Annotated in this window: 20 protein-coding genes; 13 read left to right on the top strand and 7 right to left on the bottom strand. The window is 40.1% G+C overall.

The genetic code is table 11. The features are described from left to right. Positions 1-101: 101 nt before the first annotated feature. From IFO69_RS02005 to rsfS, 4 genes are all read right to left on the bottom strand, one after another. Entirely contained in the window at positions 102-929 is an 828-nt protein-coding gene (locus IFO69_RS02005) for a hypothetical protein (protein ID WP_192007491.1), read from the bottom strand. Further along, on the bottom strand, positions 926-1690 hold the full coding sequence (locus IFO69_RS02000) for a UDP-2,3-diacylglucosamine diphosphatase (protein WP_192007489.1): 765 nt from the start codon (positions 1688-1690) through the stop codon (positions 926-928). The genes IFO69_RS02005 and IFO69_RS02000 overlap by 4 nt, the downstream gene beginning before the upstream one ends. Positions 1691-1905: 215 nt before the next feature. Next, positions 1906-3948, bottom strand: a complete 2043-nt coding sequence (gene ftsH / locus IFO69_RS01995; protein ID WP_192007487.1) for an ATP-dependent zinc metalloprotease FtsH — start codon at positions 3946-3948, stop codon at positions 1906-1908. 64 nt (positions 3949-4012) lie between these two features. Beyond that, positions 4013-4360, bottom strand: coding sequence for a ribosome silencing factor (gene rsfS, locus IFO69_RS01990; protein WP_192007485.1), 348 nt, complete (start codon positions 4358-4360; stop codon positions 4013-4015). Positions 4361-4449: 89 nt separating this feature from the next. On the opposite strand from rsfS, the gene IFO69_RS01985 reads away from it, so the two are divergent. The 3 genes from IFO69_RS01985 (at position 4450) to IFO69_RS01975 (ending at position 7554) form a co-directional block, all read left to right on the top strand. Next, positions 4450-5208, top strand: a complete 759-nt coding sequence (locus tag IFO69_RS01985; RefSeq protein ID WP_192007481.1) for a biotin--[acetyl-CoA-carboxylase] ligase — start codon at positions 4450-4452, stop codon at positions 5206-5208. 71 nt (positions 5209-5279) lie between these two features. Further along, positions 5280-6596 carry an adenosylhomocysteinase gene (ahcY, locus tag IFO69_RS01980; protein ID WP_192007479.1) on the top strand — a complete coding sequence of 439 codons (1317 nt, stop codon included), beginning with the start codon at positions 5280-5282 and terminating at the stop codon, positions 6594-6596. Positions 6597-6690: 94 nt separating this feature from the next. After that, positions 6691-7554, top strand: a complete 864-nt coding sequence (locus IFO69_RS01975; protein WP_192007477.1) for an SDR family oxidoreductase — start codon at positions 6691-6693, stop codon at positions 7552-7554. A gap of 9 nt (positions 7555-7563) precedes the next feature. On the opposite strand, the gene IFO69_RS01970 is transcribed toward IFO69_RS01975, so the two are convergent. Then, positions 7564-8085 (bottom strand): hypothetical protein, encoded by a 522-nt coding sequence (locus IFO69_RS01970; protein ID WP_192007475.1) that lies wholly within the window; start codon positions 8083-8085, stop codon positions 7564-7566. A 90-nt stretch (positions 8086-8175) separates the two neighbouring features. Continuing rightward, positions 8176-8364, bottom strand: coding sequence for a CPXCG motif-containing cysteine-rich protein (locus IFO69_RS01965; RefSeq protein WP_192007473.1), 189 nt, complete (start codon positions 8362-8364; stop codon positions 8176-8178). 83 nt (positions 8365-8447) lie between these two features. Here IFO69_RS01965 and IFO69_RS01960 point away from each other — a divergent pair, with 83 nt between their 5' ends. The 6 genes from IFO69_RS01960 (at position 8448) to IFO69_RS01935 (ending at position 18464) form a co-directional block, all read left to right on the top strand. Then, positions 8448-8834 (top strand): HYC_CC_PP family protein, encoded by a 387-nt coding sequence (locus IFO69_RS01960; RefSeq protein ID WP_192007471.1) that lies wholly within the window; start codon positions 8448-8450, stop codon positions 8832-8834. A gap of 103 nt (positions 8835-8937) precedes the next feature. Then, positions 8938-12723 (top strand): efflux RND transporter permease subunit, encoded by a 3786-nt coding sequence (locus tag IFO69_RS01955; RefSeq protein ID WP_192007469.1) that lies wholly within the window; start codon positions 8938-8940, stop codon positions 12721-12723. Positions 12724-12725: 2 nt separating this feature from the next. Then, positions 12726-14045, top strand: coding sequence for a TolC family protein (locus tag IFO69_RS01950; RefSeq protein WP_192007467.1), 1320 nt, complete (start codon positions 12726-12728; stop codon positions 14043-14045). Positions 14046-14055: 10 nt separating this feature from the next. Then, on the top strand, positions 14056-15777 hold the full coding sequence (locus IFO69_RS01945) for an efflux RND transporter periplasmic adaptor subunit (RefSeq protein WP_192007465.1): 1722 nt from the start codon (positions 14056-14058) through the stop codon (positions 15775-15777). Between the two features lie 52 nt (positions 15778-15829). After that, a complete protein-coding gene (locus IFO69_RS01940; protein ID WP_192007463.1) occupies positions 15830-16381 on the top strand; it encodes a DUF3347 domain-containing protein in 552 nt (183 codons plus the stop codon). A gap of 49 nt (positions 16382-16430) precedes the next feature. Further along, positions 16431-18464 (top strand): heavy metal translocating P-type ATPase, encoded by a 2034-nt coding sequence (locus IFO69_RS01935; RefSeq protein WP_192007461.1) that lies wholly within the window; start codon positions 16431-16433, stop codon positions 18462-18464. A gap of 10 nt (positions 18465-18474) precedes the next feature. Here IFO69_RS01935 and IFO69_RS01930 read toward each other — a convergent pair whose 3' ends face one another. Further along, positions 18475-19776: an acetyl-CoA hydrolase/transferase family protein gene (locus IFO69_RS01930; RefSeq protein ID WP_192007458.1), complete on the bottom strand. Its 1302-nt coding sequence runs from the start codon at positions 19774-19776 to the stop codon at positions 18475-18477. A 308-nt stretch (positions 19777-20084) separates the two neighbouring features. Here IFO69_RS01930 and IFO69_RS01925 point away from each other — a divergent pair, with 308 nt between their 5' ends. The 4 genes from IFO69_RS01925 to IFO69_RS01910 all read left to right on the top strand — a co-directional run bounded on the left by IFO69_RS01925 (position 20085) and on the right by IFO69_RS01910 (position 25241). Then, positions 20085-23465, top strand: a complete 3381-nt coding sequence (locus IFO69_RS01925; protein ID WP_192007456.1) for a methylmalonyl-CoA mutase family protein — start codon at positions 20085-20087, stop codon at positions 23463-23465. 88 nt (positions 23466-23553) lie between these two features. Further along, positions 23554-23967, top strand: coding sequence for an OsmC family protein (locus IFO69_RS01920; RefSeq protein WP_192007454.1), 414 nt, complete (start codon positions 23554-23556; stop codon positions 23965-23967). Further along, positions 23964-24203 carry a hypothetical protein gene (locus IFO69_RS01915; protein WP_192007451.1) on the top strand — a complete coding sequence of 80 codons (240 nt, stop codon included), beginning with the start codon at positions 23964-23966 and terminating at the stop codon, positions 24201-24203. Before IFO69_RS01920 ends, IFO69_RS01915 begins: the two co-directional genes overlap by 4 nt. Positions 24204-24230: 27 nt before the next feature. Continuing rightward, entirely contained in the window at positions 24231-25241 is a 1011-nt protein-coding gene (locus tag IFO69_RS01910) for a cache domain-containing protein (RefSeq protein ID WP_192007449.1), read from the top strand. The last annotated feature ends 7 nt before the right edge of the window (positions 25242-25248 follow it).

Raw genomic sequence — 25248 nt, 5'->3', positions numbered from 1 at the left:
GGATAGTGATGTGAATATTGTTATTTATTTCAATGAAAATACTTGTGTTAGGTTTTACGGCCTAATTTAATTACTACAGGTTTTTAGATGTGCCAAATTTATTATTGTCTGAAGAAGAGCGAGCTAGGTGTTTTGTATCCATGGATATTATCACCGTCATAAAAGACTATAATTTTGTTTCCGGTGCTTACAATGGATGCATTACAGGGAGACTTGTACCTTGTAGGTGTGGCTGAAATTAGATGAATGAGGATAAGTTCCCCTTTTTGGGTAGTTAGGAGATAGGAGCCTTTGAAGCTTAGTTTTTTTGAGGTTTTAAAGGGTAAATTGCCTAAATAGTTGCCTTGGTTGTCAAGTAGGAATATGCCATTAGCGTGGGTGTTGATGAATAGCGTATTTTTATACTCAGTGATTTCAGTAATGTTCAAATGTTCTTCATTAAGAATCAAATTTAAGGTCTGCTTTTGTAAAACCGTATTTCTTTGGTAATCATATTGAAGTAGGGAAAAGTCGGTTTCATCGTAAAGCCAGACTTTAAGATTGTTTCCAAGAGAGGCAGCCTTGATGTTACCAAATTCAGGAGAGTTAAGTCTTCCGCTGAATCTTGGGGCAAGGAACCTGTCCAGGATTTCTATTCTTTGAAGGTCTTTGGAGAATGTGAAAATATTTACCGTTCTAGATACTTCAAACTGGCTAAGTGATCCTTGAAAGGTAGGGGAGTAGGAGTTGATTGAATCTCCCAAATGGTTATAAACAGTTATGTTTCCCTTACTATCAGTGAGGTAGATTTTATCTGTGTTGTCGATGTCCAGTTGTTGTACATCTGATGTATTAATTTCAAAAACCTTCTCCCATTGTATTTCCTGAGCTAAAGAAAATTGGTTCAAAAAGCTTGCAAATACAAGGATGATAAAAGTTCTGGCAATCATTTTTCGAATGTTCTCAATGAAAACTTCTCACCATTAAATTCACCATAAGTAAACTGACTTATCCATTCACCTAGGTTGTAGTACATAGAGTTTTCTCCTACTTTGAGCTGTAAAGGGAGATGCCTGTGACCAAAAATATAATAATCAAAATGCATCTTTTCTTCCACTTCCTTACAGTACTGCCAAAGCCATTCATCGTCGCCTTTGAAAGTATCTTCATTCTTCGCTTGGTTGCTAATCCTACTACTCCCAGACCACTTTTGTGCGATAGCAATACCAATGTCTGGATGCAGCCACTTAAATAGTTTTTGACAGAACTTATTGGTGAATAATTTTTTGAGGAATTTATAACTTGTGTCACCAGGTCCTAATCCATCACCGTGCCCGATTAACATTTTCTTGTGGTTGATTTCCAAATTGATGGGATTGTGATAAACAGGAATACCGAGCTCTTTTGTAAAGTACTCTCTCATCCACAGGTCATGATTTCCAGTAAAGAAAATAATAGGAATTCCTTTATCCCGTAATTGGGCAATTTTCCCAATAAACCGAATAAAACCTTTGGGAATTACCTTGTCATACTCAAACCAAAAGTCAAAAAGGTCACCAACCAAAAATATGGCAGCGGCTTCATCTTCAATGTTATTGAGCCATCGGATGATTTTGTCTTCTCTCTTTCTGCTGGATTGTTGGTCAGGTGCTCCAAGGTGGAAGTCCGAAGCAAAAAAAACTTTTTGGTTTTCCTTTAATTTTAAATTCATGTAATTAGATCAGGATCTGGTCTCTAAAAGGCAAATTAATGGTGCTTTGTGTTTTCTACAATAGTAAGCCTTTATTGAAATATATATGCTCCAAGGTTGATGCATCAAAAATAATAATCTTTTGATGTTATAGAAATGGAAGTTTTGAAAAGCTATAAATAAGTAGGGCTTCCTGAAACCAAGAAGCCCTACTTATTTGCAGTTTATAGCGAGTTCTACTCTTTTTTCTCACTCAAACTTTCTTCCACATCTGTGGAGTTGTCCTTTTCTGAAACAGCCTCATCACTATCGTCTTCTTTTTTCTTTTCTTTTCTTGTAAAAGCTTCATAAGTAGTTTCCTTATCAAAAGGACGCTTTCCGATCAGCTTTTCAAGGTCAGACTGGAAGATGATTTCCTTTTCAAGTAATTCTTGAGCAAGAGTCTCCAATTCTGGCTTTCTTTTGCTTAAAAGCTCTTTGGTTCTCTCGTATGCAAAGCTGATCAGCTTTCTTACCTCTTCATCAATCGTCTCTGCTGTAGATTCAGAATAAGGCTTGCTAAATTTATAATCATTTCCTTTGCTGTCATAGAAGGATACATTTCCGATTTTATCGTTCATTCCATAAATAGAAACGATCGAATAGGCCATCTTTGTAACCCTTTCCAGATCGGATAGCGCACCAGTAGAAATTTTCCCGAAGGTTAATTCCTCAGCCGCACGGCCTCCCAAAGTCATACACATTTCATCAATCAGCTGCTCCGTCTGGTAAAGGAATTGTTCCTTGGGCAGATATTGCGCATAACCCAAAGCGGCAATTCCTCTTGGAACAATACTTACTTTGACCAATGGGTCAGCGTGCTCCAAGAACCAACCTGCTACGGCATGGCCGGCTTCGTGATAAGCAACAATCTTTTTCTCTTCTGGAGAGATGATTTTATTTTTCTTCTCGAGACCACCAATGACACGGTCTACTGCATCTTGGAAGTCTTGCATATCAACAGCTGCCTTGTTCCTTCTGGCAGCAATCAAGGCCGCTTCATTACAGACATTGGCTATTTCTGCTCCAGCAAAACCTGGAGTCTGGGCTGCCAGTTTTTTGGGGTCAATGTCAGAACTGGTTTTGATAGGAGCCAAGTGAACTTTGAATATTGCTTCACGGCCCACAATGTCAGGTTTGTCAATACTGATTTGGCGATCAAAACGGCCTGGTCTAAGCAAAGCACTATCCAATACATCTGGTCGGTTGGTGGCCGCCAAAACGATTACACCAGTATCCGTTCCAAAACCATCCATCTCCACCAACAGGGAGTTCAAAGTGTTTTCACGTTCATCATTGGAACCTGGCATCTGACCTTTCCCTCTTGATCTACCGATTGCGTCAATCTCATCTATAAAGATGATACATGGCGCTTTCTCTTTGGCCTGTTTGAACAAGTCACGAACCCTTGCAGCACCAACACCCACAAACATTTCCACAAAATCTGAACCGGAAAGGGTAAAGAAAGGTACTCCTGCTTCTCCTGCCACAGCTTTGGCAAGAAGTGTCTTACCAGTACCTGGAGGGCCTACTAGCAAGGCACCTTTAGGGATTTTACCACCTAGCTTGGTGAATTTTCCGGGGTTTTTTAGAAATTCAACGATTTCTTGAACCTCTTCTTTAGCTTCATCAAGTCCAGCCACATTGTCAAAAGTAATCTTTACTTTGTTTTCGGCATCAAATAGCTGGGCTTTGGATTTACCAACATTGAAGATTTGTCCCCCTGGGCCACTAGGTCCAGCCATTCTTCTCATCATGATCCAGAATAGGAAGAATACCAAGATCAAGAAACCAAAGCTGCCAAACCAGTTGCCCCAGCTCTCTTCTTGCCTGGCTTTATAGCCAATTCTTTCGTTTTCAGGAAGCTTTTCTTCTAACTTATCGAAGTCTTCAATAAACTTATCTACTGAAGCAACAGTGATTTTGTAGTGTGGTCCAGCTGGATTGAAGAATGGGTTTTGTGATTCTAGCTCATCCTTATATCGTTGGTTCTCGAGGGCGGATTCCCTCAGCGTGACTTCAACATAGTTTTGGTTGTATATTACCTCTACCTTTTCTACATCATTACTCAACACCATGTCCTCAAACCGCTTCATGGTGATATCGATCACCGCACTTCTTTGGTTGAACCAAGTAATGCCAATCAGTACAATTACAGCCGTGACAATAAGCCAAAGCTGGAAATTGGGCTTTTGAGGCGGTTTAGGGATGAATTTTTTATTTTTGTTTTTTTCACTCATCGTTTAGTAATTAATTCTATAAACTTTAGGTAAAACGGATTAAAAAAATGAAAGTTTAAATGACTTAGACAATTTCGGTGATTTTTGCATCTCCCCACAGTTCTTCAAGTCCATAAAACTCTCTTTTATCTTTAAGGAAAATGTGGGCAACTACATTCACGTAATCCACCAGAATCCATTGACGGTTGTTTTTTCCCTCACATCTCCAAGGTCTTTCTTTGTTTGATTTGAATACTTCTTCTTCTATAGCGTCTGAAATGGCCTCGATCTGGGTGTCAGATGATCCGGAACAAATCACAAAAAAATCAGAAACAGAATTATTTATATCTCTCAAATCCATCACCACAATGTCGGAAGCTTTTCGTTCCTCCATTCCTTTCACAATTATTTTACTCAGCTCTTCTGCTGTCATACTTTTTGTTTGTAATTTTACTCGTTCTAATACGCACTACAATAAAAGGATAAATATCTTTATTGTGCGACAAAATAACTAATTAATTGATGCATAAAATCCTTGCCAATACTGTTTTTCTTGGAAAAGATATCGTTTACATGACAGAGTGTCACTCCACGAATGACATAGCAGCGGAAAAGCTTAGGAACGGTTCTGCCAAAGAAGGTAGCATAATCATCACAGACAAGCAAACCAATGGTAGGGGGCAAAGGGGGAATAAATGGTACAGTGAGCCTGAAAAGAACCTGACTTTTTCTCTTGTCCTGACCCCTAATTTCCTTAAGGCAATGGAGCAGTTTGAGCTAAATAAAGTGGTCTCTTTAGCGGTTAGAGATGCCTTATCGGTCTATACAGAAGGGGTTTGTGTGAAGTGGCCCAATGATATAGTTCATCAAAGTAGAGGGAAAATTGGAGGCATTTTGATAGAAAATACGATTTCAAAAGAGAAGTTGGAATCAAGCATTATTGGGATAGGGCTTAATATTAATCAAACCGAATTTCCTTTTCCTGGTCCAGTTTCCATGGCCAATCTGGCAGGAGGTGTGCTGAACAAATGTCAAGTACTTGAAAGTATTTTGATTCATTTGGAAAAAAGATACCTTCAATTAAAGAAAAAAAACTTTGCAGCCATTCATATGGATTATTGGCAACATTTATATCAAAAAGAACAATGGTGCCATTATGAAGATATAGCTGGAGAATTCAGTGGGAGAATAAGGGCTGTAAATCAACAGGGGATGCTTGAAATTGAAAAAACAGATGAGTCTATAAACCTTTATGCACACAAAGAAGTTAGATTCCTCTAAGGTGGTATTTCATAAAGTCTCTTAGATTGAGTAAATTTGTGATCCGAAAATTAATATCTAAAGATAAATTCATGTCAGAAATTAAATCAAAATACGTCAAGTATAAAGTAAAGGATATTTCTTTGGCTGATTGGGGCCGTAAGGAAATTAGATTGGCAGAAGCCGAAATGCCTGGTTTGATGGCATTGAGAGCCGAATATGGAGAGTCAAAGCCGCTTCAAGGAGCCAGAATTGCAGGATGTCTTCACATGACCATCCAGACCGCTGTTTTGATCGAAACGTTGGTGGAATTGGGTGCCGAGGTGACTTGGTCTTCTTGTAATATCTTTTCTACCCAAGACCATGCTGCTGCTGCCATTGCTGCTGCCGGTATTTCAGTTTATGCTTGGAAAGGACTTTCTGAGGAAGATTTTGATTGGTGTATTGAGCAAACTTTATTCTTTGGAGAAGAGCGACAGCCTCTTAACATGATTCTTGATGATGGAGGAGATTTGACCAATATGGTTTTTGATAAATATCCTGAGTTGGTTGCTGGTATCAAGGGTCTTTCTGAAGAAACTACTACTGGTGTACACAGGCTTTATGATAGGATGAAAAATGGAACACTCCTTATTCCAGCAATCAATGTAAACGACTCTGTAACCAAATCTAAATTTGACAACAAATATGGTTGTAAGGAATCATTGGTAGATGCTATCAGAAGAGCTACCGATGTGATGCTTGCTGGTAAAGTAGCTGTTGTGGCGGGATATGGTGATGTAGGAAAAGGTTCAGCAGCTTCTCTTAGAGGTGCCGGTGCCCGTGTAATTGTAACCGAAATTGATCCAATTTGTGCACTTCAGGCTTCTATGGATGGTTTTGAGGTGAAGAAAATGATAGATGCTGCAGCTGAGGCTGATATTGTAGTGACCGCAACAGGTAACAAAGACATCATTACAGGCGAGCATTTCAAAGTGATGAAGGATAAAGCTATCGTATGTAACATTGGACACTTTGACAATGAAATAGATGTAGCTTGGTTGAATACCAATTATGGTCACACTAAAGATGAAATCAAGCCACAAGTGGACCTTTATAATGTAGAAGGTAATGACATTATTTTGCTTGCAGAGGGCAGGTTGGTGAACTTGGGTTGTGCCACTGGTCACCCTTCATTTGTGATGTCGAACTCCTTTACTAACCAAACTTTGGCGCAGTTGGAGTTGTGGAACAATACTGACCAGTATGAAAATAAAGTATATGTATTGCCTAAGCATTTGGATGAGAAGGTAGCAGCTTTGCATTTAGGTAAATTAGGTGTAGAGTTGGATGAGCTCTCGGAAGATCAAGCCAAATATATTGGTGTTGAAGTAACAGGACCTTTCAAACCAGATTATTACAGGTACTAATCATTGATTTTATAAAAATTAAAGCCGCTGAGAAGCGGCTTTTTTCATTTTTGGGTATATTGATTTATGATCAATCAACCATAAACCCTTACACATGAACTATACGGAAGGAATGCTGAAAGTAGGAGCCTTAAAAGGAAAGACAATACTCATCACAGGTGGAGGTACTGGCCTCGGAAGATCTATGGGTAAATATTTTTTAGAGTTGGGAGCGAACCTGATTATAACTAGTAGGAAAATTGAAGTATTAGAAAAAACTGCTTTGGATCTGGAGCAGGAGGCAGGAGGACAGGTTTTTCCAATTGCCTGTGATGTGAGAGAGATTGACCAAGTGGAAAAGATGTTTGCAGCATCAATTGAGCAGTTTGGGAAAATAGATGCGGTGGTGAACAATGCTGCGGGTAACTTTATAAGCCCCACAGAGCGACTTTCTGCAAATGCCTTCCATACCGTTTTGGATATTGTTTTGAAAGGAAGTGTCAATATGACCATGACAGCAGGAAAACATTGGATAAAATCCCAAGAGCCAGGGACATTTCTGAATGTGGTGACCACTTATGCTTGGACAGGTTCAGGCTATGTAGTTCCCAGTGCAGCTGCCAAAGCAGGTGTTTTGGCGATGACCAGGTCACTGGCTGTGGAATGGGCAAAGTATAAAATCCGCTCCAATGCGATTGCTCCGGGACCATTTCCAACTGAAGGAGCATGGAGTAGGTTATTGCCTCCTGATCTGGTCAAAGAATTTGATCCAGTGAAAAAAATACCTCTAAAACGTGTGGGAGAGCATCAAGAGCTGGCCAATTTGGCAGCTTACTTAGTTTCTGATTTTTCAGCTTACATTAATGGAGAAGTCATCACCATAGATGGGGGAGAATGGCTTCAAGGTGCCGGAGAGTTCAATCATTTGGAGAAAATGCCACAAGAGTTTTGGGACAATCTCCAAAAAATGAGAAAGTGATTGGTCAGATCAATTTGTCTTGTTTGAAATAAACTGCTTTGAGCTTTCAAAATTCAACCCTAAGGTGTAATCCCAGGTTGGGAGGTAATTGTGGATGAGCTTAGGGTCTAAGTTGGATGCTTCTATAAAGTACCATTGGTCGCTAGACTCTTTGGAGACAGCGATTAAAGTTATATGAGTGATCAATTCACCTCCAGGAACTTTCATTTTGGAAGTGACAGGAATAATGGCATGTACTTCACCTGATGCATGTGTAAGTTTTAAGGGAGCCCCCATTTCAAAGCTTTCCATTTTCATGCCTCTTATTTTCTGAAGGTCATACATGTCCGAAAGAGCTTTTCTTAGCCCTTCCTTTCCTCCTGATTTTTTCAATACAAAGGGGTAGGTATATTTGATCAGTGTTTCATAATCCTCGGTTAGGTTGGCGTTAGCGTACTCCTGAGAAGCGTTTTCAATACCTATAATAGATTGGGCTTTTGAAACAGCTGCTAAGATAAAGATAAGAGTGAGTGTCGATAACGTTCTGATCATTAGAAAGATAGCTTAGGTAGAGGCAAAAGTAAAAGCTAAAATGATTAAATGCAAGTTTAGTAAAAATAAATAGTTTTTAGTTTATTATTGTCACTGATCGATGGGTATTGTTGTGATATTCGTAATTTCCCCTTCTCTTACTTCAAAATCAAGCTCTATTGGTTGGCAGCACACTTCACAGTCTTCAATGTACTTTTGGGGACTGACACTCAAGTCCAATATCATGGAAATGGGAGAAAAGCAATAGGGACAAGTAAAATGATATTCTTGTGTAAGCATCGGAAGTGCGTTTGTTTAAAAATTACAAAAATTATATAACTTATACTCACATAGCTTTTTTATCTTTGTTTTTAAATAATAAAATGCGCAAGCTTATCCAAATATCGCTCCTGATAATTTACCTGTGTTTTAATGCAGGTTTGAGTTATTCCATGCACTACTGTGGAGATACGCTGGAGCGCATAAACTTATTTGCAGAAGAGAAGACCTGCTGTGGGAATGAAGAGGAGATGCCTGGTTGTTGCGATGATGTTCCCAAAACAGATTTGCAAAATACCGATCAAAGTAATGCCAAACCTTTAGGGTTTGACTTTTTCAACATAACAGCTCTTCCTGTCCCGCACCTTCTTTCGGAAATATTGGTATGTATTTCTCAACAGGGCTATCAACTGCCAACTACTTACGTACCTGACAAGGTACTGAGTAGTACTATTCCCATCCATATTCAATTCCAAAGATTTTTGATTTAGCATTTTTTTTTTTTTTTTCTGCTCTTGATCTTAGAGCACAGGACTTCTATGTCCATTCCTTAAGTTATTTCTTTTTATCACTTACTCAGCATTCAATAAAGCTATGCTTAATGCGATTATCAAATTCTTTCTGGAGAATAAGTTGGTGACGGTATTGTTACTCTCTGTTCTGGTGGTTTGGGGACTTATAGTGGTGCCGTTTCAATGGAAGGTTGGATTTCTGCCAAAAGATCCAGTGCCTGTTGATGCTATTCCTGATATTGGTGAAAACCAACAGATTGTTTTTACAGAGTGGATGGGGCAATCTCCCCAGGATGTGGAAGATCAAGTGACCTATCCGCTTACGACTTCACTTTTGGGCCTGCCAGGAGTAAAGTCCATCCGTTCAACATCCATGTTTGGGATTTCCAGTATCTATATCATTTTCAAGGATGATGTAGATTATTACTGGAGCAGATCAAGAATCTTAGAAAAACTCAACTCATTACCTGCAAACTTACTTCCTTCAAATGTACAGCCTAAACTAGGGCCTGATGCGACTGCTTTGGGACAGGTTTATTGGTATACCCTTGAAGGAAGGGATGAAAACGGAAAGCCTATTGGAGGCTGGGACCTACATGAACTAAGAACGGTGCAAGATTATTATGTTCGATATAGTTTGGCTGGAGTAGAAGGAGTAGCGGAGGTTGCCTCAGTGGGCGGTATGGAAAAGGAATATCAAGTTGATCTGGATCCCAATGCAATGAAAGCCAATAAGGTTTCGATGATGCAAGTAAGAGAAGCCTTAAAATCAACCAATCAGGAAATTGGAGCCAATACCTTAGAGATTAACCAAGTGGAATATTATGTGCGCGGCCTGGGGTATGTGGAGGATGTGGATGATATTGCTGAAACGGTGGTTCGTGTAACCGATAACGTGCCTTTACGAATAAGGGATATTGCCAAAGTAAGTATTGGCCCTGCGGATCGATCCATGAAAGGTTTGTTGGACAAAGGCGGAGCAGAGGCTGTTGGGGGAGTTGTGGTGGCCCGATATGGAGACAATCCGATGGCTGTGATTCAAAACGTAAAGGAAAAAATCAAAGAGATCAGTGCAGGTTTACCGGAAAAGCAATTAGAGGATGGAAGGATTTCCAAAGTAACCATTGTTCCTTTTTATGACCGCTCTAATTTGATTTTGGAAACCTTGGGTACTTTGAACGATGCCATTGTCTTACAGATTTTGATGACCATTGTCGTTATTATGGTAATGGTGTACAACCTTAGGGCTTCACTTTTGATTTCAGCACTATTGCCTTTGGCTGTATTGACCTGTTTTATTTTTATGAAATATCTGGGAGTAGATGCCAATATTGTAGCCTTGTCCGGTATTGCCATTGCTATTGGGACAATGGTAGATTTGGGAATTATTCTCAATGAAAATATATTGAAGCACCTTCAGGAAGCTCCTAAGGGAGAGAAACTGATACATACTGTTTATCAGGCCACTTCAGAAGTTGCTTCCGCTATTTTGACAGCCGTGGCCACGACTATTGTGAGCTTTCTACCTGTATTTATTTTGCAGGCTGCTGAAGGAAAGTTGTTTGGTCCATTGGCATATACCAAAACCTTTGCTTTGGTTTCTGCCCTGCTGTTTACTTTACTGATCATGCCGGCATTTTCGCATTGGGTATTTGGTATGAGGGAAAAGGGAGGCTTTTGGAAAAAATGGGGCAATATTATTTTGGTTGTAATAGGTGCTGTCAGCCTGTTTTGGTTGCCTTTGGCAGGTTTGGTTTTTTTGGCTGTTGGCAGTAATAATCTTTTACTTTATTACTATCCAAAGAAATACCAAAATTATCATACACCTACTTTGGTGATCATTGCTGTAATAGCTGTTTCATGGTTGCTAGCTACTACTTGGCATCCATTGGGAGCGGCAGTTAGTGCCCTTACCAACTTCTTATTTGTTGCTATGGTAATAGGCTTGGTTTTAGGGGTTTTTAGTCTTTTTATTAGGTATTATGAATTCCTTTTGGGTTGGTGTTTGGCAAATAAGGGGAAGTTTTTGGTCTTGCCTATTGTATTGATTGCATTTGGTTTAAATGTATGGGTTGGATTTGGGAATTTGTTTGGTTGGTTAGCAGATGGTTTGGATCATGTTGGGTGGAATATCCGCAAGACAGAAGTGTACAGTCAATTGGTTCATACATTTCCAGGAATGGAGAAGGAGTTTATGCCGGCCTTGGATGAAGGATCATTTTTGTTGATGCCTACCTCAATGCCACATGCCGGTGTGGAGGCAAACCATAAAACGTTACAACAATTGGATTTGCTGGTGGCCTCTATCCCAGAGGTTTCCTCTGTTGTGGGTAAAGCAGGCAGGGCTGAAACAGCTCTGGATCCTGCTCCGATGTCCATGTTTGAAAATGTGATCATCTATAAGCCAGAATTTAAAACTGATGAAAATGGAAGGAAGTTGAGATTCCAAGTGAATTCAGAAGGAGAGTTTGTGCGTGATGAACTTGGGGATTTGATATTGGATGAAAATGGAGAATATTTCAGGCAATGGAGGGATCATATCCAAAGTCCTGATGATATATGGACAGAAATAACCAAAGTGGCCAACCTGCCTGGGGTGACTTCTGCACCCAAATTACAACCTATTGAAACCAGACTTTTGATGTTACAGACAGGAATGAGAGCGCCAATAGGCATTAAAGTCTTTGGCCCTGATTTGAAAACTATCGAGAGTTTTAGCTTTAAACTGGAAGAGCACTTAAAAGAGGTGCCAGGGGTAAAACCGTCCTCTGTATTTGCAGACCGGTCTCTGGGAAAGCCTTACTTGGAGCTTGATTTGGACAGAAATGCAATTGCACGCTATGGGATGAACGTCGGGGATGTTCAGGAAACCATTGAGGCTGCTCTCGGAGGGGTAAGGCTTACCACTACGGTAGAGGGAAGGGAACGATATGGCATTCGGGCAAGGTATGCTCGGGACTTCAGGAATGACCCTGAAGCAATTAGGCAATTGTTAATAAGTACTTCTTCTGGTAGTCAAATTCCAATTAGTGAAGTGGCGGAGATTACTTATCGGCCTGGGCCAATGATGATTCGAAGTGAGGACTCTTTTTTGGTGGGGTATGTTCTTTTGGATAAGCAGGAAGGAATTTCTGAAGTGACGGTTGTAGAAAATGCTATTAATTATCTCAATGGAAAAATTGAAAAAGGAGAGCTGAAAGTGCCCTCAGGTGTCAGCTATAAGTTTTCTGGTTCCTATGAGAATCAGATCAGGGCAGAAAAGCGACTTTCCATTGTCATCCCCTTGTGTTTGATGGTCATTTTCCTCATCCTATACTTTCAGTTTAGGTCTATTTCTACTACGCTATTCATCTTTTCGGCCATTTCACTGGCTTTTTCAGGAGGTTTTATCATGCTCTGGCTCTATGGACAAAGTTGGTTCTTTGATTTTAGCCTCTTCGGAACTCCTATGAGAGCTTTGTTTCAGATGGAACAGTATAATTTGAGCGTGGCAGTGTGGGTTGGCTTTATTGCCTTGTTTGGCATTGCTACAGATGACGGTGTGGTAATGGCCACTTATCTTAAACAGAGTTTTAACCAAAACAAAACCACGTCCATTACGCAAGTAAGAGAGGCGGTTAAGGAAGCAGGGTTAAGGAGGATCAGGCCGTGTTTGATGACTTCTGCCACTACCTTATTGGCTTTATTGCCTGTGCTGACCTCATCAGGGAGGGGAGCTGATATCATGATTCCGATGGCCATTCCTTCATTTGGTGGAATGGTGGTTGCCTTGATTTCCCTATTTATTGTGCCAGTGCTGTATTGTTGGTGGGAGGAGAGAAAGGTGGCGAAAGAAATTGCTATTAAAACAACCCTTAAAACCAAATAGATATGATTGGGTTTAGAAAAAATATTTTAGGTAAGACTACCTGTTTCTTAAGAGTGCAGCTGGGCTTGGTACTGATTTTACTGTTAAGCAGCTTACCATTACTAGGGCAAAGCCTTGATGATTATTTGCAAATAGCGGCAGAGAATAATCCAGCGCTAATGGCCAGCTATGCTACATATGAGGCCAGCTTGGAAAGAATCTCACAAGAAGGGGCTTTGCCCAATCCAGAGTTAAGTTTTGGGTTTTACCTTAAGGACATGGCAACACTGATGGGAGATCAAAAAATGAATGCTTCCATCATGCAGCGTTTTCCTTGGTTTGGTTCATTACAAGCGAGTAAGGATCAGGCCAGTTTGATGGCTCAAGCCAAGTTTCAAGAATTTGAAATGACCAAGTATGCATTGTTTTTTGACGTTAAGAGATCCTATTATAAAGTGTTCATGCTGCATCATCATCAAATGATTGCAAAAAAAAATGTACAGCTGCTCAACACTTTGGAGCGTCTGGCATTGAATAAATTCAAAGTAGGAGAGCCAGGCAAAGGAAGGATGGCTGATGTTCTTCGCGTTCAGAGTAGTGTAAAGGAAATAGAAGCTTTGATTATACAATTAGAGGATGATATCAAGCTTGAAAAAGTTAGGTTCAATTCCATTCTCAATTGCGCGGAAGAAACTCCTGTGCATCTTGATTCGACTTTTTTGGAGAATGAATTGCTGCTTAATAAGGAGTTGGTTTTGGACAGTATTTTACATGCAAGTCCTCAAATGAAAAAACTTGAAGTAGAGGGCCTTGCTTATCAAAAGCAGGGTGAGGTGGCTCAAAAAGCTGGCATGCCAAGCTTTGGTTTAGGACTTAGCTATATGGTCAATAGTCCAAGGTTACCGAGTGGCGATATTTCCAGTACAATGGGCTATAGACCAGGTGGCATGGGACACAATATGGTCATGCCAATGGTTTCTGTTTCTCTTCCCATTTACAGAAAACAATATGCTGCTGCTAAAAGAGAATCAGAAAAGTACAGAGAAGTAACTGCCTATGAGAAGGAAGATCTCTACAATTCATTGAAATTGAAATCAGATGAGTTATTTAACGAAATCCATAAGGCAGAGAGAAATAAGAAGCTTTATCACGATCAGGTCAATTTGCTTGAAAGAAGCTTGGAATTGCTCCTTACAGAATACAGTAGTTCGGAAGGGAGTTTTGAGGATATTATCACCGTTCAGAGACAACTATTAGAGTTTGAGATGAAAGTGGCAGAGGAGTCGGTGAGAAAGTTGACAGCTATTGCTGAGTTGGAAATGTTAATGTCTAGAAGGCTTTAAGAAGAATGTCATGAATAATAGAAAACAAATCATTATAGCGATTTCCGGAGCCTTTTTAATGGGGGCAATTATTGGCTGGGCAATCACAGAAAAAAAGAGTGACCCAAGAGAAGAATTGGAACATGAGCATGTTGCTGAGTCATCCGTATTTACATGTTCGATGCACCCTCAGATAAGACAGGATGAGCCTGGTAAATGCCCTATTTGTGGAATGGATTTGGTTCCTGTTTCGAGTGCGAATAAAAACGCTGATCTGGACAGTCCTTATTTGCTGCAAATGAGCTCGGAAGCAGTGGCTTTAGCAAATATATCGACAACCACTGTAAGTGAAGGGGAGGGTGGTTTTTCTACTGACCTCAATGGCAAGGTGGAAGCAGATGAAAGAAGGATATCTTCTGTTTCGGCAAACTTCTCCGGCAGAGTGGATGAGTTGTTTGTGGCTTTTACGGGTCAAGAAGTGAAAAAGGGAGAGCGGTTGGCCCGGATTTATTCCCCTGCATTAATTACTGCTAATCAGGAATTGATAGAAGCAAAAAAATCGAAGGATATCAGTCCCAAACTTTATGAAGCGGCGAAACAAAAACTCAGGCATTGGCAACTAACAGATAGCCAAATTGAGCAAATGGAAATGCAAGGGGATTATCGGACTCATTTTGATATTTTTGCAAGTTCTTCTGGAGTGGTAAGCAACAGGAATATCGCTGTTGGAGATTATGTGGAAAAAGGGCAAGTGCTTTTTGAAATCATAGATTTGAGCAAGGTTTGGATCATGTTGGATGCCTATGAAAACAATATAGGAAGCATAGAAAAAGGAGACTTGATCGATTTTAAGGTAAATGCACTTCCCAACCAAGATTTTAAGGCTAAAGTGAGTTTTATTGACCCAGTTCTTGGTGCTGATAGCAGGAGTGTCAAAGTGAGGGCTGAGGTGAATAATTCAGATGGTCTTTTGAAGCCAGAAATGCTGGTTACGGCGACAGTTTCTTCTTCGAATAGCGAAAATGGCTCTCAACCTGAAGTTATGATTCCATCCTCAGCTATATTATGGACAGGAGAGCGATCTGTAGTTTACAGGCAAGTTGGGAGCAGTGAGAAGCCAGCTTTTGAGATGGTGGTAGTGACCTTAGGACCTGCTTCAGGAAATATGCAGTCGATTAAAAGTGGTTTGGAAATTGGAGATAAAATCGTGACCAATGGTGTTTTTGCAGTAGATGGCGCGGCACAATTAAGTGGTAAGTACAGTATGATGTCTCATCCAGAAAGTCAACCCTTTAAAGTGGATGATCGCTTTTTGGTCAAACTGGATGGGGCTTTGGATGCTTACTTGGCTTTGAAAAACCAATTGGTATCAGATCAGTCGGCACAGCAGCAGGCTAAAGTTTTGGTGGAAGAAATTAAAGAAATTGAGGGCAAAGAGCTCAGTCAAGAAGCCACTGTGAAATGGAAAGGTTTGAAAAATGCTATTGTCCAGTCTGCCTTGAAGATTAGCTCAGGTTTGGATATTGAAGAGGAAAGGAATCAATTTGTGATACTTTCCAATAAGTTTATTGAGCTGGTAGAAGCTTTTGGTACTCATAAAGAAGTGGTTTATAAGAGCCACTGTCCTATGGCCAAGAACGATCAAGGTGCCTTTTGGCTCAGTGAATTTGCGGAAATTAAAAACCCTTACTTTGGCTCATCCATGTTGGGCTGTGGAGAGGTAAAGAAAGCCTATAGAAAAAACCAAGAATAGAATAATAATTAAAAACAGTAATCATTTCATCAAATACATTAATTCAAATAACATGAAAAAACTAAGTTTATTAGGAATAGCGCTGGCAGTTTCAATGCTGCTTTTAGCAGGATGTGGAGAGAAAAAACATGAAGGAAATCACGGGCATGAACATAAGATGGAGGAAAAAGCAACTGAAGAGGTTGTTGCTAACAATGTCAGTTTTAAAGAAGAAAAAGCTGGAGAAATTTTCCAACACTACATTCATGTAAAAACAGCATTAGTCAACAGTGATGCGGATGAGGCAGCCAATGGAGCAAAAATGATTGTTGCTAGCATAGGAGAAGCAGATGGATCAGCAGAGATTTCTGCAGCCGCTAAAAGCATTTCCGAAACCTCAGATATCAAAGAGCAAAGGGTAGCTTTTGCAGACCTTAGTGCGGCAGTTGAAGAAGCCCTTGAGGGACAATTGGCCTCTGGAGCGGTATACAAGCAATATTGCCCAATGGCATTTAATAACAAAGGAGGGTATTGGCTTTCAGATCAGGAAGGTATTAGAAATCCCTATTTTGGAGACAAAATGCTAAAATGTGGAAGGGTAGAGAAGGTAATGGGTGAGCTTTAAGCTCACCTTTTTTATTGAAATTATTTTATAATCTATAAACTCAACTTTTATGGAACATCAACAGCATGATCATCACCATCACGAAGGAAATAATCATGATCACCAGAAGAAAAATGGGGGACACTCAGGGCATGAAGATCATCACGGACACATGCTAGCAGATTTCAAGAAGAGGTTTTGGGTATCGATGGTATTAACTATTCCTATTCTTTTGCTTTCCAAGATGATTCAGGAATGGTTGGGGTTTGAGATTTCCTTTGCAGGAGATCGGTATGTTCTTTTTGCATTGGCCAGTGGTATTTATTTCTATGGAGGTTGGCCATTCTTAAAGGGACTGGTTGAGGAAATCAAAAAGGGAAACCCGGCCATGATGACCTTAATTGCCTTGGCGATTACTGTGGCTTATGGGTATAGTTCAGCGATAGTTTTTGGGTTAGAAGGAAAAGGTTTTTTTTGGGAATTGGCGACTCTGATTGACCTAATGCTCTTGGGGCATTGGATAGAAATGAAGTCTGTAATGGGAGCCTCAGGTGCATTGGATGAGTTGGCTAAATTAATGCCTTCTACAGCACATCTGGTTACCAATGGTGAAGATACTGAGGAGGTAAAGGTTGCTGATTTGCAGGCCGAAGATATACTGCTTATCAAACCTGGAGAAAAAATCCCTGCAGATGGTAAGGTGATGGAGGGTGAAAGTTATGTCAATGAGTCCATGTTGACAGGAGAATCCAAGCCCGTCAAAAAATCAAAGGGAGATGAGGTAGTTGGTGGGGCCATAAATGAAAGAGGTTCTCTTAAGGTCGAAGTAAAACATATCGGTGAGGAGGCTTATTTATCCAAGGTGATCCACATGGTAAAGGGTGCTCAGGAGACCAAATCAAAGACACAGAATTTAGCAGATAAGGCTGCAGGTTGGCTTTTTTATATTTCTCTGGCAGCAGGTATTATTACTTTGGTCGTGTGGTTGGTGATGGGAAAAACATTTGATTTTGCATTGGAGAGGATGGTTACAGTGATGATTATTGCCTGCCCCCATGCCTTAGGTCTTGCTATTCCATTAGTGACGGCTATTTCGACATCTGCTTCCGCTAGAAAAGGATTGCTGATCCGGAATAGGACTGCTTTTGAAAAAACAAGGAAGTTGAGCATGATCATTTTTGATAAGACAGGAACCCTGACGGAAGGAGACTTTGGAGTTCAGAAAATTAAGAGCCTATCAGACCAATATGATGAGGTGGAGCTTTTGAAAATAGCAGGTGCTATAGAAAGCAAATCTGAACATCCCATTGCTAATGGGATCATGAAAAAGGTCCAGGAAGAGGGCTTGGAACTTGATTCGGTAGAAGATTATGAAAATATTACTGGAGAAGGGGTAAAGGCAAATATTGGAGGGAAAAAAGTGAGTATTGTCAGCCCAGGGTATTTAAAGAAAAATGACTTTGAACTCCCAGAGAATTTGGAAGAAAGTGGACAGGAAACAGTTGTTTTTGTAATTGTTGATCAAGTAGTGGTCGGCTATTTGGCTTTAGCTGATCGAGTAAGGTCTTCGTCCCAAAAAGCTATTGAAACCTTGAAAAAGGAACATATAAAAGTAGTCATGGCGACGGGAGATAATGAAAAGGCAGCCAAAGCGGTCAGTGATGAATTGAGTTTGGATGAATACTATGCAGAGGTCATGCCAGAAGATAAGCAGGAAATTATCAAAAGGGCCCAAAGTAATGGTGAAGTTGTAGCTATGACAGGGGACGGGGTCAATGATGCGCCAGCACTAGCCCAGGCAGATATAGGTATAGCGGTGGGCTCAGGAACAGATGTGGCAGCAGAAACAGCCGATATTGTATTGGTAAACAGTGAACCTACGGATATTTCAGCCTTGATCGTTTTTGGAAAGGCCACTTACAAGAAGATGGTTCAAAACCTTTTTTGGGCAACAGCTTACAATGCCATTGCCCTTCCCCTTGCCACAGGGTTTATTCCTAATCTAGTCATCAGTCCTGCCTTGGGGGCGGTGCTAATGAGTCTCAGTACAATCATAGTGGCGATCAATGCACAACTGTTGAAAAAACAGCTGAAAGAGAGCTAAAACAAAAACATCAAGAAACAGGGTGGATGTCTGAACCAAACCTTTCAATGATGGCTTTTTCCAATTCTTCCCGGTGTTCTGGAGCGGAGATTTTCATTAAAGCAATGGCCCGTTGACGAAGGTTTTTACCATACAGATAGGCAACACCAAACTCCGTGACCACATAGTGCATGTGTGCCCGAGTGGTCACAACTCCCGCACCCTGCTTTAAAAATGGTACGATTTTAGGCAGTCCTTTTTTAGTGGTTGCGCTGAGAGCCATTATAGGCTTTCCACCTTCTGATAAGGCTGCTCCGCGCATAAAGTCCATTTGGCCACCTACACCAGAATAGTGGTAGCTCCCAATGGAATCGGCACAGACTTGCCCGGTTAAGTCCATTTCCAAGCAGGAATTGATGGAGATTACCTTCGGGTTTCTTCTGATTACGGCTGTATCATTCACATAGGCGGCCTCATGGAATGAAATGATAGGATTGTCATTGATGCGGTCATAAAGTTTTCTGTTGCCCACAGCGAAGGAAGTGACGATCTTTCCAGGGTGCTTGGCTTTGAATTTATTGGTAAGCGCTCCGCTGTCCATAAGTCCCATCACACCATTAGAAAACATTTCGGTATGAATGCCCAAGTCCTTATGGTGGTGCAAAGCATTCAATACTGCATCTGGGATGGCCCCAATTCCCATTTGTAAAGTTGAGCCATCTTCTATTAGCTCAGAGATATGCTGTCCTATTTGAAGTTCATTGCTACCAATTTTTTCACTATAATCTACTTCTGGCAAGGGGTCATTGGATTCGATGACGTATTTGAATTGACTGATATGCACCATCCCATCTCCATGTGATCTGGGCATATTGGCATTGACCTGAGCGATTAGCAATTTGGCAGTTTCTATAGCGGGCTTAGCTACATCAACGGATACGCCCAAGGAGCAATAACCATGCGTGTCTGGAGGAGAAACATGGACTATGGCCACATCCAAGGGTAATATGTTTCTTCTAAAGAGAATTCCTATCTCGCTTAAGAATATGGGAACATACCCTCCATTACTTGAATTTACGGCACTTCGCACATTGGCTGAAACAAAAAGAGAGTTGATGAAAAAGCTGTCATTATAAGGCGCTTCTGTGAGGGGCATTGGTCCAAGCGTGGTGATTGAAACAATCTCGACATTGCACAGTTCCTCGTGCCTTTGGGCTAGGGCACGAAGTAAAGTGGCCGGAGTGGCTGCACTTCCATGTACAAACACCCTGTCATTACTTTTGATTTCTTTAACGGCTTCCTCAGGAGTGCAAAAATTAACGTTGGTGTTCATGATTGGATTAGTTTTTAAGTGGTTTGATTCCAGAGTTTTATCAAGATAGATTGTTATCTTTTCTTTCCCCAAAAAAAGAAAGACTTTGACTTAAAAAGTTTGATAAATGTCATTTTAATAGATGATGTTTTTCACGGAATATTTAAAGTAAACCAAATTATGTTTCGATTAAGTGTAAATAGCTACAAGAGTATAGTGATTTAATTTTGCTATATTCGCAGTTGAAAAAAAGTATTGATTCCACCTAAAGGTGTGAATAAGGAAAAGTTTTAGGTAGGGCTTTTCCGAAAAGTAAAACCAATCCATTTATGATTGCTGAAGTAAAAAAATATAAACCCAAAAATCACGTCCGAATTGTTACTGCAGCCTCCTTATTTGATGGGCATGATGCTGCGATTAATATTATGAGAAGAATCATCCAATCCATCGGTTGTGAGGTGATTCATTTGGGGCATAACAGGTCTGTCCAAGAAATTGTCGATTGTGCTATTCAAGAGGATGTCCAGGCTATAGCCATAACATCCTACCAAGGAGGGCATATAGAGTTTTTTAAATACATGTATGACCTTTTGAAAGAAAAAGGTGCAAGTCACATTAAAATTTTTGGTGGTGGAGGCGGCACTATTTTGCCAGAGGAAATTTCAGAACTCCATGAATATGGGATTAGCAGAATTTACTCGCCAGATGACGGTAGGGCGATGGGCTTGCAAGGAATGATCAATAATTTGGTCGAAAAGGCAGATTTTCCATTGGGTGAGGAACTCGGTGGGTATGTTAATCCCGATAAAGATTGCCCTCAAGGTTTGGCAAGATTGATTTCTGCTGCTGAAAATTTTCCGTCTGAAAATGAAAAATATTTAGAGCAAATTAGGAACCGAGCCTCAAAAATAAAGGTGCCAGTTTTAGGGATTACAGGAACTGGCGGAGCAGGCAAATCATCTTTGGTTGATGAATTGGCCAGAAGATTTTTGAGGGATTTTGAGGGGAAACACTTGGCTATTATTTCTGTAGACCCTTCAAAAAGGAAGACAGGAGGAGCTCTTTTGGGAGACAGAATCAGGATGAATGCGATCAATGATTCCAGGGTCTATATGCGTTCACTAGCTACACGTCAAGCCAATTTAGCCTTGTCAAAACATGTGAAGGATGCAGTGGACATAGCAAAAGTGGCCGGGTTTGATTTGGTGATTTTAGAAACGTCGGGCATTGGACAATCTGATACGGAAATTACGGAACATGCTGATCTCTCGCTTTACGTAATGACCCCAGAATATGGAGCTGCTACACAGCTTGAGAAGATAGATATGCTCGACTTTGCAGATGTGATTGCGCTAAATAAGTTTGATAAACGAGGCGCATTGGATGCGCTAAGGGATGTCAAAAAACAGTATGTCAGAAATAATGGATTGTGGGATGCCAAAGAAGATGAACTTCCTGTTTTTGGAACCATTGCTTCCCAGTTCAATGATCCTGGAATGAATCAGCTGTATGCTAAAATCATGGGAGCACTGACCGCTAAGACTTCAGGTGATTTTACTTTATCGGAAAATAAAGAGAACAGAGTATCAGAAAAAGTATTCATCATTCCTCCAGGTAGAACCCGATATTTATCTGAAATCGTTGAAAATAACAGGAATTACGACCAATGGGTCGTTTCACAGAGTGAAATAGCCCAGCAAGTTTATAGTATCAAAAAGTCTATAGCAGCTTTAGAAAGCTGTGAAGTGGTGGATAAAGAAGCTGTTGTAAAAGGTCTGGAAAAGGCCTTTGATGAAATCAGCCTTGGCTTGGATCCGAAAAATAAAAAGTGGCTGGAAATTTGGCCAGAAAAGGTGAAGCAATACCAACAAGATTTTTTCACTTTTAAGGTTCGCGACAAAGAACTAAAGATAAAAACATTTTCGGAGTCGCTGTCAGGAAGCCGTGTGCCCAAAGTGGCCCTTCCAAAGTACGAGGGGTGGGGAGATCTTTTGAAATGGGGACTTACTGAAAATGTACCGGGAGAATTTCCTTATACTGCTGGTGTGTTTCCTTTTAAAAGGGAGGGAGAAGACCCAACCAGAATGTTTGCAGGTGAAGGGGGACCGGAACGAACAAACAAGCGCTTTCATTACGTTTCCAAAGAGATGCCAGCCAAGCGGCTATCAACTGCTTTTGATTCAGTTACTTTATATGGTGAAGACCCTGGCTATCGGCCAGATATTTATGGTAAGATTGGTAATTCAGGGGTAAATATCTGCTGCCTGGATGATATGAAAAAGCTTTACTCAGGCTTTAACTTGGCAGATCCAATGACTTCCGTTTCGATGACCATTAATGGTCCTGCGGCTACGATGACTGCATTTTTTATGAATGCAGCCATAGACCAGCAGTGTGAACTTTATATTTCTGATAATGGGTTGGAAGAAGAGGTACATCAAAAAATAGAAGAGATTTATAGTGAAAAGGGTGTTGAGAGACCTGTCTATAATGCCAAGGTTCCAGAAGGACATAATGGTTTGGGTTTGATGCTTTTGGGGGTTACGGGAGATCAGGTGCTGCCTAAAGAGGTTTATGAAAAGATAAAGTTTGAAACCTTGACCAAAGTTAGAGGAACGGTTCAGGCAGATATTTTGAAAGAAGATCAAGCGCAAAATACCTGTATTTTCTCCACAGAATTTTCTCTCAGGCTGATGGGAGATGTACAACAGTATTTTATTGAAAATGGAATTAGGAATTTCTATTCCGTATCTATTTCCGGTTACCATATTGCTGAAGCAGGCGCTAACCCTATTACCCAGTTGGCTTTGACACTTTCCAATGGATTTACCTATGTGGAATATTATGTTTCCAGAGGGATGGATATCAATAAGTTTGCACCGAACTTATCCTTCTTTTTCTCTAATGGGATTGATCCGGAATATGCCGTTATTGGAAGAGTGGCCAGGAGAGTTTGGGCAAAAGCAATGAAGTTGAAATATGGAGCCAATGAACGTTCACAAATGTTGAAATACCATATTCAGACATCTGGAAGGTCTCTGCACTCTCAAGAGATTGACTTCAATGATATACGAACTACTCTTCAGGCACTTTATGCCATTTATGATAATTGTAACTCTTTGCATACTAATGCGTATGACGAGGCGATCACCACGCCAACAGAGTCTTCTGTAAGAAGGGCGATGGCCATTCAGTTGATCATTAATAAGGAGCTAGGTCTAGCCAAAAATGAAAACCCAACCCAAGGAGCTTTTATCATTGAAGAGCTGACTGATTTGGTAGAAGAAGCTGTATATGCAGAATTTGAGCGGATCACAGAACGTGGAGGTGTTTTAGGCGCAATGGAAACCATGTACCAAAGAGGAAAGATTCAAGAAGAGAGTCTACATTACGAAATGCTTAAACATACTGGGGAGTATCCGATTATTGGAGTGAATACATTCCTGTCTTCCGAGGGATCACCGACGGTAATTCCTGGGGAAGTAATCAGAGCCACTCAAGAAGAAAAAGAAGTCCAAATCAAGGAATTAGAAAACTTACATACAAAGTACAAGTCCTTATCTGAAGGTTTATTGAATGATTTGAAGGATGCAGCTGTTAAAAATAGCAACATGTTCAACCAGTTGATGGAAGCTTCTAAACATTGCTCTTTAGGGCAGGTTACTAAGGCACTTTATGAAGTGGGAGGGCAGTATAGAAGAAACATGTAAAGTAAATAAATGTGTTTTATTTACCTGTATTTGGTGTAAATGGAATTTACTTGATAAAATATATTATATTGTTTTAAAATATAGCGAAATGGCAAAGAGAAATGTGACTGTGAAAATGAAGGCTGATTATGAATACGAGGCCGTAAATCCACAAGGTAATAAGGTACAGATTGATATGTATGATCCAGAAAAAAAACAGCATCAATCACCAATGGATCTTGTTTTGTCGGCTGTAGCAAGCTGTGCTTCTGTGGACGCAGTATTAATGATGAAAAAGAAGAGAAGAACTGTAGAGGATTTTATTGTAGAGGCAGAAGGAGATAGGAATGATGGGGTTCCAGCCTTTTACAAATCAATTCACATGAAGTTCATCTTGGTGTCTCCGGATGCTACTGAAGAAGAGTTTGCCAAAGTGGTTAAATTATCCGTGGATAAGTATTGCTCTGTGTCTGCTTCTTTAAGTTCAGAAATCACTTTCAGTTCTGAAGTTAGAAGCGTATGAGGATTATCAAAGAATTTACCAAAAAAGACATTCGAATATCTATCTTCTCTTGGAACAACAAGTATTTATTGAAATATGAGCAAGGAATGATCGAGCAGACTTTTAAAGTCAACGAAATGGATATTTTAGAGGAGAGTGATTTGGATGTCTTTTTTTCTGATATTTTTTTGGAGGAGATTAATAAAAGATTTGATGAGATGCACCAATCGCTTAGAAATCAAGTTGAAAATATTTAAATTTACTTATAATTTAAATATTCATGGATGAAATATAGTTTTTTCATAGTTATTTGTGTTTTGTTGGCTTTTTCTTTCTCTTGTGAAGAGGAGCCGATGAGGATTAACCAAAGTGAATTTATAGAGCTCGATTCCATCGTTTCGGTTATGGAATCAGATTTAGCTCCTTTGGAGGATGAGATCGCAACATTAGCGTCTTACACTGAGAGTTTGTTTGATCATAAGGCCGAATTAGCTGAGAAGGCAAATAAGGACCTGTATAAGGTTTCTAAGGATGGGGTGATTTTCAGGGAAATGCCCCAGGAAGGGGAAAGCAGTGTTTTTGTATCTACCACCACACCTAACAGAGATGGTGTTTATCATCAAGTCTATTACACTGAAGCATTGGACTCCGCGTTTTCAAAAATTCAATCCGTTTCACCATTTGTTTCTCAAGTGTATCTTAATACCAGATTACAAATGTGTAGGATTTATCCAGCACTAGATGTCTTGAATGTGTTTGATTCTGATTTGGACCTTACTTCGTTCAACTTTTATTATATGGCTGACGAAGTGAGAAATCCAGAAAAAAAGAGTAGGTGGGTAGAAGATATTTATGTAGACCCAGCTGGAAGAGGGTGGATTCTTTCATTAATTCATCCCATTTATCATAATGAGGAATTAGAAGGTGTTATTGGTTTGGATATAACGGTTAACGATATCATTAATAGGTTTTTAAGCTATAAAGACAGGAAGTTTTTGCTGATTGATGGTTCGGGAAATATTGTAGCAGGTACATCTGCAGCTATAGAAGTATTGAACTTACCGCCCTTGAAAAACCATACCTATGTGCAAACCATTAACGCTGACAATTTTAGAAAAGAGGATTATAACCTGTTTAAATCCAAAAGCAAAGAGGTAAGGAAAATGGTAGCTAAATTCCTATTGGAAAAAGATAATAACTACATTATGAATGATAATTATTCTTCCAAACAGTACCAAGTTTTGTGTAGGCAGATGAATCTTCTAAATTGGTATGTTTTAGAAATTAAAGATTGAGAATAAA

Origin of the sequence: Echinicola arenosa, from assembly GCF_014841125.1 — a bacterium.
Classification (GTDB): Bacteria; Bacteroidota; Bacteroidia; order Cytophagales; family Cyclobacteriaceae; genus Echinicola; species Echinicola arenosa.
Note: the sequence above shows the minus strand (reverse complement) of the source record. Positions and strands in the feature narration are given on the sequence as shown.